Source organism: uncultured Maritalea sp. (genome assembly GCF_937139385.1).
GTDB classification, from domain to species: domain Bacteria; phylum Pseudomonadota; class Alphaproteobacteria; order Rhizobiales; family Devosiaceae; genus Maritalea; species Maritalea porphyrae_A.
In genome coordinates, this window is record NZ_CAKZPW010000048.1 from 1 (window position 1) to 14,324 (window position 14,324).

A 14,324-nucleotide genomic window follows, 5' to 3' on the forward strand; every position below is an offset into this window, starting at 1 on the left:
GATGTCTTCAAGCGACACAGCATAAGAAACGCGGAAGTGTGGCGACAATCCATATGCCCCACCATGCACGGTGGCCACATCAACTTCGTCTAGCAAGGCCAGCGCCACATCTTCATCCGTTACAAGCTTACGACCGCCTTTGGTGGTCTTGCCCAACAAACCGGCGCACGAAGGATAAACATAAAACGCACCATCTGGTGTCAAACAGTCAAGGCCTTCAATCGCATTGAGCCGTTTAACCAAATAGTCACGCCGCTCAATGAATGCGTCGCGCCACCCGTCCAAAAAGCTTTGATCACCGTTTAGTGCTTCAACCGCTGCCCATTGCGCAATAGAACACGGGTTTGATGTAGATTGCCCTTGCAGCTTGCGCATGGCTTTCAATAACCAATCTGGCCCCGTGCAATAACCAATCCGCCATCCGGTCATGGAGTAGGCTTTAGATACCCCATTCATCGTCAAAGTGCGCGCAGCCAAATCGGGCGCAATTTGCGCCATCGTGTAAAATTTGGTGCCATAAGTCAGATGTTCATAAATATCATCCATCAAAATATGGACCTGCGGATGCGCCCGCAGCACATTGGCCAATGCTTCCAACTCTTCTTTAGAATAAACCGCACCCGACGGATTGCCCGGCGAATTGATCAAGAGCCACTTGGTTCTTGGCGTTATCGCCTTGGCCAACTCATCCGCAGTTATCTTAAAGCCGCTCGCCGCGCTCGTTTGCATAATCACAGGGGTTGCGCCGGTCAAATTGACCATTTCAGGATATGATACCCAATAAGGCGCAGGCACCAATGCCTCATCACCCGGGTTGAGCGTTGCCACCAGCGCATTAAAAATGATCTGTTTGCCACCGGTCGCCACAAAACAAGCGCTCGGCTCAACATTCAAACCGTTCTCACGCGCAAACTTTGCAGCAATCGCGGCCTTGAGCTCTGGAATACCATCAACTGCTGTGTATTTTGTCTTGCCCGCATCCAGCGCGCGCTTGGCCGCAACTTTAATGTGGTCGGGCGTATCAAAATCCGGCTCGCCCGCACTCATAGGGATAATATCAACACCCGCGGCACGTTTTTCCAAAGCAATTGCGGATATGTTCATACTGGCAGAAGGTTTCACGCGCTCAAGCGCATCAGAGATCATGGTCATGAAAAAGATTCTTTGGTTGGGTCCTATCAAAATGGATCAAAACAAGTTCGTTGCGGTTTGGCAAGCAGCAAGTGCCAAAAGCTGTTGCCACAAACTTGCCGCACAATTGAACGCAAATCTCCTCAGTTTCATCCAACTCTGAACGCAACTGATCGGCACATTGCCATCATCGAACAATGATACGGATGGGAACAAAGCAATGAGCGCGTTAAAAAAACGAAATAGCAGCTTGGCCAAATTCACCGGCGCCTTCGCAGGACTATTTGCCATTTTGCTGGTTGTCAGCCCTGCATTTGCAGCAAACGCTGATCATTCTAACGCGCTGGCGCTCAGCATCATCTTGCCAGCCCTTGCCCTTTGTTCCGCAATCATATTTGGCGTCTGGCACCAAATGAGCCGCGCTAAGTTCAAACATATTCGCGTGCGCAATCTGCGCCGCTAGAGATATTACTCAACGACCTCCATTCTGCACCGCTTTCCAGCAGAAGCCTTCTATTTTGGAAAGCATCCCCCAAAACTTGATGACCGGTGCCTCCCCCGCATCGGTCTTTTTTTGTCCGCTGTTTCAAACCTTTCCAAGCTTACCAATTATTCATCCGGCGGAAAACTTTAGGCAACGTGACATCCCCTATCTTCATTCTCGATCAGACGCACAACACGAAGCGCCCAACAGATCGGGCAAAGGAAAAAGAAATGAAAAAACTCTCAGCACTCGTAACCGCAGCAACTCTTGTTGGCACACTATCAATCAGCGCGTTTGCTCCAGCCGCATTCGCCCAAGACAATTCAACCCAATCGCCAAAAGCTGAACAGAAGCAGGACCATAAAGGCAAAGGCCAATTCCGCCCAATGCGCGGTGGTCACGGTTTCCTAGGTTCCATTTGCTCAACTGAAGGCGCTGATCGTTTGGACAAAATGCTCGAAATCATGGCCATTCGCATCGATCTAACAGATGCCCAACGTCCAGCATTTGACGACCTGAAAACCGCAGCGCTAACTGCACAAACAGACTTTGCGACAAGCTGTGCGCCGCTTAAAGAACAAAAACCTGAAGGTGCGGCGGAAAAGCTTAAACACCGTTCCGCAATGATGGAACTGCAGTTGGCCAGCATGAACACAGTTATGCCTGCGTTTGAAGCCTTCTATGACTCATTGTCCGACGAACAAAAAGCGCAAGTCAACAAAGCTGGCGGCAAAAAAGGTCGTCCAGGCATGGAGCACGAAAACGGCGAGCGCAAAGGACAAAAAGGCCATTGGGGCAAAGATGGCAAAGGCCCGCGTGGCCAAAAAGGTCAATCAGCTCCTGCGCCAACCAACGGCTAACACGTAGCGATACACTGTCTGGCGGCAAGCCCCCGTCGTCAGACATTTCTCCCAACACTTGTTCCCGCAAAGGAGCGTCAATTGTCCCCAGGCAATTGGCGCTCTTTTTGACTTGCCGATCAAACAATCTCAAGCTACCAATGTGGTTCAACCAATTCTTTCGGGATGACGATCATGACATTGCCATTAAACACTACGGCGGTTCGCGCCAATTTTCCTGCGTTCAAGCAAGCTGATTTGCAGGGTTGGGCATTTTTCGAAAATGCCGGCGGTGCTTATATGGCCCAACAAGTCATCGATCACTACAACCATTATTTCACGGCGCACAAGCTTCAGCCCTACGGTACCTACCCCGCATCACAAGAAGCAGGTTCGGAAATGGACCGGGCCCACGTCCGCTTGGCCAAGGTGCTCAACACATCCGTTGATGCGATCCACATTGGCCCATCCACATCCGCAAACACATATACTCTTGGCAAAGCGTTTGAAGAGTTTCTGAGCGCGGGCGATGCAATCATCGTGACCAACCAGTGCCACGAAGCAAATACGGGCGCATTCCGAAAGCTGGAAAAAATCGGTGTAGAAGTGCGCGAATGGCAAGTGAACACCGAAACCGCAGAATTAGAGCTTGATGCCCTAACTGCCCTGCTTGATGACAAAGTCAAACTGGTCACCTTCCCCCACTGTTCCAACATTGTTGGCCACATTAATCCAGTTAAAAAAATTTGCGAAATCGCCCACTCAGTTGGCGCGATCACCGTAGTTGATGGCGTTGCCTACGCCCCACATACTTTACCCGACATCACCGATTTGGGTGCAGATATCTATTTGTTTTCAACTTACAAGACTTACGGTCCCCACCAAGGGGTAATGGTGGTGGATCCAGATTTGGCCAAAAAACTGCCAAACCAAGGCCACTTCTTCAACAAAGACATTTTGCGTAAGCGGTTGGTGCCAGCGGGCCCAGACCATGCACAAATCGCGGCATGTAATGGCATCGTTGACTATTTAGATGAACTTGCAAAAATTGCTGGCACACAAGGTACGCCCGACCCTTATCGGGCAACATCTTTGAAAATGCGCGCGCAAGAAACACAGCTGGTTGAACCGCTTATGGACTATTTGCGCGGACGTAATGACGTGCGCATCATTGGCCCATCAACGCCAATCGACCGTGTGCCAACCATTGCAATTCATTGTGAAAAACCGGGCCAAGAGCTAGCGCAAGATTTGGCCAAACACAAAATTATGGCCGCCGGTGGTCATTTTTATGCCTATCGGTTGATAAAGGCATTGGATTTGGGTGTTGACCATGGCGTTTTGCGCATGTCATTTGTGCATTACACCGCTCAAAACGAAATCGACCAGCTCATCAAAGCGCTCGATCAAGTTCTTTAGTTTTTCGGCGACGCCTTATACTGGCGCAAAGCCCATCTAAGTTGTGAAAGTTGTCGCCCATGACGCGCGCCACCGCTACAGCATTGCTGATCGTTGCCACCATTATTTGGGGCTCGGCCTTTATCGCCCAAAAATCTGCAATGGGCTCAATGGAGCCTTTCACATTTCTAGCAGCACGCTATTTGCTTGGTGGCATACTAATTTTGCCGCTCGCTATTTGGGAAAGTCGCCGTGTCAACAAACCAATCACCAAAAAAGGCTGGCAATTGATTGGTCTTTTGATCATCGCATTCTTTTTTGGGTCTTGGTTGCAACAGATTGGGCTGCTCACAGCTTCGGTTACCAACACCGGGTTCTTGACCGGCTTCTACGTCTTTTTTGTGCCAATTCTCATGGTGGTTTTCACCAAGGCGAAACTGCACAACCTAATTTGGGTGGCTGCCGCGTTGGCCTTTTCAGGGCTATTTCTACTCAGCGGTGGCAAAATCGAAAACTTCGTTATCGGAGATTACTACGTCTTCGCCAGCTCGTTCTTTTGGGCAATGTATGTGTTCTTTTTGGGCACCACCGCTCAAACCACACAGCGCCCGATTACTGTGTCCGCGATCATCTTTTTGATCGGTGGCAGCATCTGCGCCGCTGGGGCATTGGGCACCGAAACGGTGACCATTGAGGCTATTCAGATCGGTTGGGTTGAAATCCTATACACCGGCATCCTATCCACAGCGATCGGCTTTACATTGCACACCGTCAGCCAGCAACATGTGCCAACCGCCAATGCGGCCCTCATACTTTCAATGGAAAGCCTTTTTGCAGCCATTGGCGCCGCCATTATTTTGGGAGAGCGCCTCAGCTCTAATGGCTATTTGGGGATTGTGCTGATTTTTTCAGCCATCGTGTTGGCCGAAGCGGGCCCGGTCTTTTTTGAAAAGGCCCGCCGCAAGAGAACAGCCGTTGGTAACTCTAGTTAGCCGCGACGCGATCAAGCAATACTTCTTCACACAAAAAGAATACACATGCTTTCACACTCAATTTGTCCGCAGCCAACTGCTTAACGGTCCCGTTGACCCGGTGTCCTTGAAAATTAATTGTGCCCCGCCATTTGGAACGACCGCGCATTGGAATCTCAGAGAACAAGTCAGTGCCCAATAGTTTCTTATTGTCATCATTGACGAACTTTGGGTCAATCCAGGCCACTTTGGCGCAAAGATCGGTGCCTTTGCCGCAGTAGCTAATGTCGTAGCGAGATTCTTTGTTGCCCGGCGTCCAAGTGCCTTCCGGGTTTAAGTTCTCAGCCATTGCTGGCCCGCTGATCGACATGGACAAAGCAACAACACTCATGATTTTGGCAAACTTGCTCATTTCTTCTCCAAACAAAACAATTGCCGCCCGCGCATTTTGTCTAATCTTTGAGTGTGGCGGCATTGTGAACCCGATATGCCAAACCCATCATTTAAGCCAAGCGTGATCCACTAAATATCTATTTATTGGCGACATCTTATCACAAATGCCAACAATCAATTGGGCAGCATCATCCAGTTTTTCAAGGGCTGGCACAAATGGCATTTCCCCGCTTTTGACGACAAGTCCCTTATGTCGCAACCATTCTGCCCCTTCTGCGGTTTTGTCAAAACCCCGTGGCACTCTTGATAACGCCGGAGGATCGAGCACAACACCATGCTTTGCAACAGCCCTTACGGCAGCTGAAACAGTTTCCGCGCCATCCAAAACGATTTGAGCGCGCATGCGCTCGAGCTGGTCCTTATCCAATCCCCAATGCCCTGCACCAAAGGTAAAGCTATCCGCGTTAAAAACCACATGAACGCCCGGCGATCTATTGGGATGTGCACCTGTCCAAAATATCAAATGCACATGCGTGTGATAGGGCGTCTTATCTTTTGAAAACCGTGTATCTCGATATATACGCCGAAGCGATCCATTCACCTTTGGTTCTGCCCTTAACGCAGGTGAAAGCTGGGACAGCGCACCGTCAACAGTGCCAATGAGTTCTAGCATTGGCCCAACCACATGCTTTTGGTAACGCGATTTGTTTACGTCAAACCATTCCCGATTATTGTTCTTGTCGAGCTCAAACAAAAAACTGCGAAAAGCCTCACCAATCATCTCTTAGTCCCCCGGTTCAAGTTGCCTATATTCAATATGTCGAACCGCAATCGACCTAGTCGACACATTTATCAAAAACCTAATCCCCTAAAAGGGCCGTCATCAGATTGTCACAAGTCCGTCACCCAGCTGTCATCATGGAACCTTAACTTGGTCCTTGTTCAAGATACAATGCCCCGTGTATTGGACAAAACACAGCACAGAGCTGTGTCAGACTGACGTGTCACCACCCCCAATCGACACGCAATGGCCGCTCCGTCAGCGGCCATTTTTTATCTCACAACCGCTTCAAAACTGGGGGCAGTTGACGATTTTCAGCTCCACGTCTTCAAATTCTGTGAAAAAACCGCCTAGAATAAACCAACTCCAATCGATTCCATTAAGGGCGCTGGCATGGCGAAGCTTTATTTCTCATATGCGGCTATGAATGCTGGCAAATCGACAATCCTCTTGCAAGCAGCGCACAACTACCAAGAACGGGGCATGAATGCGCGCCTTTACACCTCTTCACTTTATGTCGAAGATGGTGTTGGTAAAATTTCATCGCGCATTGGCTTGGACGTTGCGGCCAACCTTTATGACCGCAAGATCGACCTTCTCGCCGATATAGAGGCCGCGCATCGCAACAAAAAGATCAATTGCATTTTTGTGGATGAAGCTCAGTTTCTAACCAGTGATCAGGTCTGGCAACTGGCCCGCGTCGCCGACCGGCTGAGCATACCGGTTATGTGCTTTGGTCTTCGTACCGATTTTCAGGGCAAATTGTTTGAAGGCTCTGCTGAATTGCTTGCCATTGCCGATGTTCTTCGAGAAATCCGCACCATTTGCGAATGTGGCTCCAAAGCTACCATGGTCGTACGCATGGATGAAAATGGCACCGCCATCCGCGAAGGCGATCAGGTCAGCATTGGCAAAGAAGTCTATGTGTCACTTTGCCGTCGCCATTGGGAAGAGCATATGAACCCAACAAGCGTCGTCAATATAGAGCACCAAACAGCATTTGACCTTGACGATGACGACGAAAACGATGTGCCCCCCATTTCTGCGATAGGATAAAAAATGAGCGAAGACGCGCCCAAAGGTGATTTGACCATCCGCACAATAGCCATGCCGGCTGACACGAACCCATCCGGGGATATTTTTGGCGGCTGGGTTCTAAGTCAAATGGATATCGCGGGCGGAATTGCTGCCGCGGAACGCTCCAAGAGCCGAGTAGTCACAGTAGCGGTTGAAGCCATGACCTTTATCGCGCCCGTCAAAATTGGCGATGTTTTGTGCATCTACACAACAATCGAACGGGTCGGCACAACCTCAATTTCCGTATTCATGGAAGCTTGGGCGCGTCGGAATCGGCTCGACGAACGCGAAAAAGTGACCGACGGTCGCTTTGTTTATGTGTCATTGGACGATCAAGGTAAGCCCAAAACCATAAAATAGCTAGCAGCGCGCATCTGTTCGTTACAAAAAACACACGCCATCACCTTGAAATCACACACATTTTTCAAAAAAGGTAAAATGAACCGAAACTGAACATTACCGTTCAGTAACCATTCAGCAAGCTTTTGGTTAAGTGGCATCACCGAACAAGTGAAGCATCCAACTGGGAGATCTGAAATGGACTTTCGTAGATTTAGTAAAACCGCAGCCCTTGCCACAATGGGCATTGTTATCACCGCGTCATCTGCTTTTGCTTTCACCGCAAAATCATCAACAGCGCTTAACGTGCGCTCAGGCCCTGGCACTGGATATAACATCGTTGATGCACTTTATACCGGCGAAAAAGTCAATGTGAACAAATGCACCAAGTCGAGAAAATGGTGCTACGTCACCCATTCTGGTCCTGATGGTTGGGTTGCCGCAAAATACTTAAAACGCGTGGGCGGCCACAAGCCAAAACCAACGCCAACTCCATATCCAAGTGATCCAGATATCACATTTGGTTTTCAGTTTGGCTCAGGTGGCTCCTCGTTTACATTCGGTTTTTCAACCGATGACGGATATACCACGCCATATGAACCAAAGCCGCACAAAGCAAAGATCTGTTTTTACAGCAATGCTTACTACAAAGGGAAAAAAGCTTGTGTTGATGCCGGTACAAACAACCGCCTATTGTCGCCAAAATGGAATGACCGCATCTCCTCAATCAAAGTGATTGGTGATGCATCGGTCACGGTGTGTAAACACAAAAATTACAAAGGCATCTGTCGCACGATCGACAATGACATCCCAAAACTAGGTTTTCGTTTGAACGATGAAATCTCTTCATTCAAATCATACCGCTACTAAAATAGCACAATTTGTCAGACCTCCACTGACACACATTGCCCCGGCATTTGCCGGGGCTTTTTTGTTCGAAAAATAGCTTGGCCCTATTGAATGTGATGACACCGCGCCCGTATGCTGATACCAACAAGGCGCTTAAATAGAAGGATTTCTGCATGCCATTGAAATTGGTGAAACATCAATGACATACAAGTTTTCACAACTTGCAGACTTTGGCTGGTCATCATTTTTTTCCGACCAACTTAATTCTTCCGACACAGAAAAGCTCATCCCCGTAAAAGTATCTGAAGTTCACCGCGCAAAGATCAGGGTATTGGCGCCAAATTTTGACGAATATGTGCCCCCATTTTATGCAAAGAAAAGCGACAACGAAGCCCGCGCAATTGTGGGGGACTGGCTACTGCTGGACAAAAACACGTTTGAACCCGCGCGCCTACTAACCCGCAAAAGCCTGTTGAAACGCCTAGCACCGGGCAAAGGGCGACGGGCACAATTGATCGCTGCCAATATTGACACGCTCTTCATTGTGTCCTCCTGCAATCAAAACTTTAATATCGCTCGAATTGAAAGATATTTGACCCTAGCCCAAGATGCTGGGGTACATCCGGTCGTGGTGCTCACCAAAGTCGATTTAACTGACACCCCACAAGACTACGTCAAACAGGCCAAAACATTATTGCCTGATTTGGACGTGATCCTTTTAAACGCCAAAGACCCGACCTCAGTCGAGCAGCTTCTGCCTTGGTGCAACAAGGGCCAAACCGCAGCGTTTTTGGGCTCATCAGGGGTGGGCAAATCAACATTGATCAATACTCTTACTGGCGACGATCAAATCGCCACCCAAGACGTTCGCCAGACCGACGACAAGGGCCGCCACACCACCACCAGCCGCGAATTGCATTTATTGAGCACCGGGGGCTTGTTGATGGACACACCGGGCATGCGCGAACTTCAACTCACCGACGTTCAAATGGGCGTTGAAGAGGTTTTTTCCGACATAACCGACTTGGCCCTCACCTGTCGTTTTCGTGATTGCAAGCACCAAACAGAACCCGGCTGCGCCATAAGAACCGCCCTAGAGTCCGGAGACCTAGAGGAAACCCGTTTGCAGCGCTGGAAAAAACTCAGCGAAGAGGACCAACAAAACACCCAAAACCTGGCCAAACGCCATGCCCGAGAACAAAGTTCAGGCAAAATGGCGAAACGGAGCAAAAAAGGGAAATAGGTAGGGGCGAAATCAACTTAACGCCGATGACACATTAATCGCAATAAGGCCTTTTACCATTATTTGTGTGTCTATCTGGGGTGAGTATGCTACAAAGCCCCACCCTGCACGCGATCATGCGTGCCTGTTCCGACACTGATTGGACGTATATCATGCAAATCCCTAAATGGACGAAACCTGCGCTTTGGGGCGCGGGTGCGGGTGCTATTGCTTTAGCAGTTGTAGGCTTTAACTGGGGTGGCTGGGTAACAAGCAGCGCCGCAGCGCAAATGGCAAATAAACAAGAAGTTGCAGCAATAGCCGCGGTGCTAACACCATATTGCGTTGAGAACTCAAAAACCGATCCAAAGTCCGCAGAAGTTTTTGTTGAATTCAAAAAAGGCAATTCCTATCAGCAGCGCCAGATTATTGAAAAAGCTGGTTGGGCGACCCCATTGGGATCAGACAAGCCGAACAGTGTTTTGGCCAGTGCTTGCCAGGCTGAATTGAGCAAAGATATCTAGCTAGTTTCCGCTGGGCACCCGCCAGCAATTTAGCACAAGCGGCATCAATGCGATCTGATCGCCCCTATCTATTTGCCGATGTCTTAGTCTGCGTTTACCCGCGCAGACTAAGCCCAGCTGCCACATATTGGCATTGCGGAACAGACTGGTTCAAGTTCTGCGACCACATCGAAAATGCAAACCGCAGTTTTTACCTGAACCCAGAGACTTTGTCTGTTTCGCTGGCGCAATCTTGCTGCCGGCCAAAACCATTTAAGGAAAACCATGACCGATATACTTGATCCAAAAATCGACAACGCACATAAACAAGATGGCAAACCACACAGCCAACCCGCAACCAATTCTATTGTGCAACTGGCAGAGCATGGCTTGCCCATCACATCAAACACCGCCATCGTTTATTGTGAAGGCAATTTTGGCGCTTTGGATGGCAAAACAGCAAATGGCCTGGTTCGGCATTCAGAAAAATACGAAGTTTGTGCAGTTATTGACAGCAAATTGGCCGGGCAAGACAGCGGCATGGTGCTGGACGGCATTGCAAATTCGATACAAATTCATAGTAACCTTGCAACAGTTTTAGACCACCTAGAACATACGCCCGACTTCTTCATTTTTGGCATGGCTCCGGCCAGCGGCATGTTATCAACCCACGAACGCGGCCTGATCATTGAGGCCATGAGCCATGGCATGAACATCGTCAATGGACTACACGAATTTCTCAACGAAGACCCAGTGTTCGCTGCAGCGTGTCTTGCCTATGAGGTTACCATCCTTGATGTGCGCAAACCACGTGCCAAAAAAGATCTCAGAATGTTTAGTGGGCGGATCAAAGAAGTCACCTGCCCGGTTATCGCAGTGCTTGGCACAGACGGCGCCATTGGCAAGCGAACCACATCAACCATTCTAACGGATGCACTTAAGGCCTACGGAATAAAGGCCACCATGATTGGAACAGGACAAACCGGTCTCATTCAGGGTGCGCGGTATGGCATAGCCATTGATGCAATCCCAGCTCAATTTTGTTCCGGCGAAATGGAATCTGCGATTGTTGAGGCATTTGAACAAGAAAACCCAGATGTAATCATCATCGAAGGTCAAGGTGCCCTCAGCCATCCCGCCTATTTGACTTCAGCTTTCATCTTGCGCGGCAGCCAGCCTGACGGCGTCATTTTGCAACATGCGCCGAAGCGAACCCACTTGGGAGATTTTCCGGATACTGAAATGCCAACGCCAGAAAGCGAGATCAACCTCATCGAAACCTTTGCGGACACAAAGGTTATTGGGCTCACCATCAACCACGAAAACATGAGCGACGATGAAGTCAGCTCAGCGATCAAAACTTATACGCATCTGTTGGGCATTCCAGCAACAGATGCACTGACCAGACCAACAGCCCATCTTGTTGATATGGTGCTCGCAGCATTCCCACAACTTGCGCCCAAACGTGTTGCCAATTCCCATTGACGGCCCCTCGTCTGGAGATTGACCTGGACAAAATAAGGCACAACGCACAAGTGCTGGTCAAAAAGCTTGCGGCGCGTGACATCGGCGTTTCTGGTGTCACAAAGGCAATGTTGGGCAACTCACTTTTTGCCAACACTTTAATTTCCGCTGGGGTGAAAGGCCTAGCGGACTCTCGGGTAGAAAACCTGCAAGCCATGCGTCAAGCCGGCGTAAAGGCACCCATGACACTCATTCGATCGCCAATGATTTCTCAAGCGGCGCAAATCGTCAAATCCGCACATATCAGCCTTAACACAGAACTCGATACCATCGCCGAGCTTTCAGAAGCTGCTTCAGCTCAAAACTGCGTGCATGGCGTATTGCTGATGGTGGAATTGGGAGATCTGCGAGAAGGCATTATGCCCGCAGATCTCGAGGATATGGTCCGCAAAACCTTGCGGTTCCAAAATATCAAACTTGAGGGCATTGGCACCAATTTGGCCTGCCAAAATGGCGTTGTTCCGGATGCAAGAAACATGGGTGAACTCTCAGCACTTGCTGATGCGATTGATGCAACATTCAACGCAAAGCTACAGATTATCTCTGGCGGAAACTCTGCCAATTTGACATGGGCGCTAGGGGATGAAGCTAAAGGTCGGATCAACAATCTACGTTTGGGCGAAGCCATTTTACTTGGCTGCGAACCACTCTATCGTCAACCGCTTGACGAACTATTCACAGATGCATTTGTACTCTTCGCCGAAGTAATAGAATGCAAAATCAAACCATCACACCCCACGGGCGCCATTGCGCAAACAGCGTTTGCTTCCACCAAAACGGCCAGAAACAGCGGACTCATCCATCAAACAACCTTAGCACTGGGGCAAATGGATACAGACCCAACTGGTCTTTCACCCGTTCGAAACATCAAAATTTTGGGGTCAAGCAGCGATCATATGGTCTTGGACACGCTTAACGAAGACTTCCCAATAGGATCAGAAGCGGCCTTTCATCTCAACTATAGCGCGTTAATTCACGCCATGGCTTCGCCCTTTGTCACAAAACAATATCGTTCAAACAATATTGCGACAAAAAGGCGAGCGCACTGAAAACTAGAGTTGGGTTAGTCCATTAGTTCTGGCGGCAAACTGCCGTGTCTGGAAAGGACCATAGGTTCATCATAACAATCGGTTTCAACATCGATCTCTTGAGAAAATGAAACCGCTCCGTCGCGGGTCAAAGAAACCCGTTCAGCCAAAGCTATCGCGGCTTCAGCCGTCTTGGCGGATTGCATTGGATCGGCAACCAGGGCACGGCCTTTTTGTCGAAAGCTCATTACTGCAAATCGTAACGTCATAGCTGCCTCTTATGAAAGAAGCAGCATAGCACGTTTGCTCAGATACAATGATTTATTGTCACAATTCGGCAATTAAACTCAGACTAGATATTGGACAAAAGCAGTAAAATCCGTAGAACAAGCTAATCTTCTTTCTCGCCCCCTTTTTGCACCTCAATCCCCCGCCCCATTTCCGCCGCCTTCATGCGCTTTGCTGCCTTTATACTGAAAACCTAAGTTGAGGCGTTGCCATGAACCCGCTTTCCGTTTTTTCTGCTGCCATCATCGCTGTTGGTTTGGCATTGAGTGGGTGGTTGTTGGGTCAATCGCTCGAAAACAGCCGCAAGCCGATCCGCACGGTGACGGTTAAGGGCCTTGCGGAGCAAAACGTAAGAGCTGATCTTGGTTTTTGGCCAATCCGGTTTGTTGCGACCGGCCCAACGCTTGAGGCGGCGCGATCCAACTTAGAGCTTTCTGAAAAAGCTGTGCGCGCATTTCTAGCAAAACGTGGGTTCAAAGACACAGAAATCGAAATCCAAAACCTACGGGTTGAAGACCGCTATGCGGGCTACAACGGGGGCAATTACCCAGCCGACGTTCGCTTTAATCTCAACGAAGATATGCTGGTAACCACTGACCAAGTGGATGCCCTAGCCGCCGCTTCGCGCGATATTGGCGAATTGCTCAAAGCAGGAGTTGTCTTTTCGTCTGACAGTTGGTCGGGCGGCCCAAGCTTTGTGTTCACTGGCATTGCTGATCTTAAAAGTGAAATGTTGACAGAGGCCACAGGCCGCGCGCGCGACGCAGCGCAGCAATTCGCAAAAGAATCTCAATCAAATGTAGGCAATATTCAAACCGCCAATCAAGGCGTGTTCCAAATTCTGCCCGCTGTCGATATTCCAAACGATCGACCCGACAAGCAGATAGACAAAAAGGTGCGCGTGGTGTCCACCATCACCTATTTCTTGGTGGACTGACCAACCTCTCCGCTTCATTGGCGATAGACGCAGTGCGCAGTGAGCGTTAGCATCCATGCAGAACAACCAGCGGGGGTGCAAAATGGACAAAATTGAAGGTGGTTGCCTTTGTGCATCAGTTCGCTTTGTCGCTACTGGATCACCAGACCGAGTGGGCATTTGCCATTGCTTGGATTGCCGAAAGCATCACGGCGCGCTTTTTTACGCGGCAGCTATATTCCCAGCGAACACACTCACCGTAACAGGCAAAACAAATGCCTATAATGGCCGACATTTTTGCCCAACCTGCGGCTCGTCAGTTTTTGCTTACTCTGGTGAAGAAGTTGAAATTCACCTTGGTGCCCTTTATGCGCCAAATCAATTCACCCCCACATACGAAATCTGGTGCGAACGGCGCGAAGCATGGCTACCAACGTTTAAGAACACAGCGACATATGGGCGTGAGCGACATTAGAACAGACCAGCATTAGTGCCTAAAGGGGTGAAGCAGATAAATGCAAAACACACAAACCAACATCCGACCAATGAGCCAATCAGAGTATGCTATTTGGCTGCCCCAT

17 protein-coding genes are annotated in these 14,324 nt (G+C 49.4%); 13 read left to right on the plus strand and 4 right to left on the minus strand.

Annotation, left to right across the window (positions count from 1 at the left end):
• A partial coding sequence (locus tag Q0231_RS01940) for a pyridoxal phosphate-dependent aminotransferase (protein WP_299344387.1) occupies nucleotides 1–1,152 on the minus strand: 1,152 nt, incomplete at its 3' end.
• Between the two features lie 199 nt (nucleotides 1,153–1,351).
• Here Q0231_RS01940 and Q0231_RS01945 point away from each other — a divergent pair.
• The 4 genes from Q0231_RS01945 to Q0231_RS01960 all read left to right on the plus strand — a co-directional run bounded on the left by Q0231_RS01945 (nucleotide 1,352) and on the right by Q0231_RS01960 (nucleotide 4,844).
• Nucleotides 1,352–1,594: a hypothetical protein gene (locus Q0231_RS01945; RefSeq protein ID WP_269395233.1), complete on the plus strand. Its 243-nt coding sequence runs from the start codon at nucleotides 1,352–1,354 to the stop codon at nucleotides 1,592–1,594.
• A gap of 251 nt (nucleotides 1,595–1,845) precedes the next feature.
• Nucleotides 1,846–2,475 (plus strand): Spy/CpxP family protein refolding chaperone, encoded by a 630-nt coding sequence (locus Q0231_RS01950; protein WP_299344393.1) that lies wholly within the window; start codon nucleotides 1,846–1,848, stop codon nucleotides 2,473–2,475.
• A gap of 174 nt (nucleotides 2,476–2,649) precedes the next feature.
• Nucleotides 2,650–3,873 (plus strand): aminotransferase class V-fold PLP-dependent enzyme, encoded by a 1,224-nt coding sequence (locus Q0231_RS01955; protein WP_299344396.1) that lies wholly within the window; start codon nucleotides 2,650–2,652, stop codon nucleotides 3,871–3,873.
• Between the two features lie 59 nt (nucleotides 3,874–3,932).
• Nucleotides 3,933–4,844, plus strand: coding sequence for a DMT family transporter (locus tag Q0231_RS01960; protein WP_269395236.1), 912 nt, complete (start codon nucleotides 3,933–3,935; stop codon nucleotides 4,842–4,844).
• Here the strand turns inward: Q0231_RS01960 and Q0231_RS01965 are convergent.
• The gene (locus Q0231_RS01965) at nucleotides 4,837–5,235 is read right to left on the minus strand and encodes a DUF2147 domain-containing protein (RefSeq protein WP_269395237.1); all 399 of its coding nucleotides are present in this window, start codon (nucleotides 5,233–5,235) and stop codon (nucleotides 4,837–4,839) included. The two genes, Q0231_RS01960 and Q0231_RS01965, sit on opposite strands and share 8 nt — an antisense overlap.
• An 87-nt stretch (nucleotides 5,236–5,322) precedes the next feature.
• On the minus strand, nucleotides 5,323–5,997 hold the full coding sequence (locus Q0231_RS01970) for a TIGR02453 family protein (RefSeq protein ID WP_299344402.1): 675 nt from the start codon (nucleotides 5,995–5,997) through the stop codon (nucleotides 5,323–5,325).
• Nucleotides 5,998–6,390: 393 nt separating this feature from the next.
• Here Q0231_RS01970 and Q0231_RS01975 point away from each other — a divergent pair, with 393 nt between their 5' ends.
• The 7 genes from Q0231_RS01975 to Q0231_RS02005 all read left to right on the plus strand — a co-directional run bounded on the left by Q0231_RS01975 (nucleotide 6,391) and on the right by Q0231_RS02005 (nucleotide 12,560).
• A complete protein-coding gene (locus tag Q0231_RS01975; protein ID WP_299344405.1) occupies nucleotides 6,391–7,053 on the plus strand; it encodes a thymidine kinase in 663 nt (220 codons plus the stop codon).
• A 3-nt stretch (nucleotides 7,054–7,056) separates the two neighbouring features.
• Entirely contained in the window at nucleotides 7,057–7,434 is a 378-nt protein-coding gene (locus Q0231_RS01980; protein ID WP_269395240.1) for an acyl-CoA thioesterase, read from the plus strand.
• A gap of 177 nt (nucleotides 7,435–7,611) precedes the next feature.
• Nucleotides 7,612–8,283, plus strand: a complete 672-nt coding sequence (locus tag Q0231_RS01985; protein ID WP_299344409.1) for an SH3 domain-containing protein — start codon at nucleotides 7,612–7,614, stop codon at nucleotides 8,281–8,283.
• A 178-nt stretch (nucleotides 8,284–8,461) separates the two neighbouring features.
• Nucleotides 8,462–9,505 (plus strand): ribosome small subunit-dependent GTPase A, encoded by a 1,044-nt coding sequence (gene rsgA, locus Q0231_RS01990; protein ID WP_299344412.1) that lies wholly within the window; start codon nucleotides 8,462–8,464, stop codon nucleotides 9,503–9,505.
• 86 nt (nucleotides 9,506–9,591) lie between these two features.
• On the plus strand, nucleotides 9,592–10,008 hold the full coding sequence (locus Q0231_RS01995) for a hypothetical protein (RefSeq protein ID WP_269395243.1): 417 nt from the start codon (nucleotides 9,592–9,594) through the stop codon (nucleotides 10,006–10,008).
• Between the two features lie 264 nt (nucleotides 10,009–10,272).
• Nucleotides 10,273–11,472, plus strand: coding sequence for a DUF1611 domain-containing protein (locus Q0231_RS02000; protein WP_299344423.1), 1,200 nt, complete (start codon nucleotides 10,273–10,275; stop codon nucleotides 11,470–11,472).
• On the plus strand, nucleotides 11,469–12,560 hold the full coding sequence (locus tag Q0231_RS02005; RefSeq protein WP_269395245.1) for an alanine/ornithine racemase family PLP-dependent enzyme: 1,092 nt from the start codon (nucleotides 11,469–11,471) through the stop codon (nucleotides 12,558–12,560). The genes Q0231_RS02000 and Q0231_RS02005 overlap by 4 nt, the downstream gene beginning before the upstream one ends.
• A gap of 14 nt (nucleotides 12,561–12,574) precedes the next feature.
• Here the strand turns inward: Q0231_RS02005 and Q0231_RS02010 are convergent, their stop codons facing one another.
• On the minus strand, nucleotides 12,575–12,808 hold the full coding sequence (locus Q0231_RS02010; protein ID WP_269395246.1) for a hypothetical protein: 234 nt from the start codon (nucleotides 12,806–12,808) through the stop codon (nucleotides 12,575–12,577).
• Nucleotides 12,809–13,038: 230 nt separating this feature from the next.
• Between Q0231_RS02010 and Q0231_RS02015 the strand changes: the two genes are divergently transcribed.
• Both Q0231_RS02015 and Q0231_RS02020 read left to right on the plus strand, forming a co-directional pair.
• Nucleotides 13,039–13,764 (plus strand): SIMPL domain-containing protein, encoded by a 726-nt coding sequence (locus tag Q0231_RS02015; RefSeq protein ID WP_299344428.1) that lies wholly within the window; start codon nucleotides 13,039–13,041, stop codon nucleotides 13,762–13,764.
• A gap of 82 nt (nucleotides 13,765–13,846) precedes the next feature.
• Nucleotides 13,847–14,218: a GFA family protein gene (locus Q0231_RS02020; protein WP_299344430.1), complete on the plus strand. Its 372-nt coding sequence runs from the start codon at nucleotides 13,847–13,849 to the stop codon at nucleotides 14,216–14,218.
• Nucleotides 14,219–14,324 lie beyond the last annotated feature (106 nt).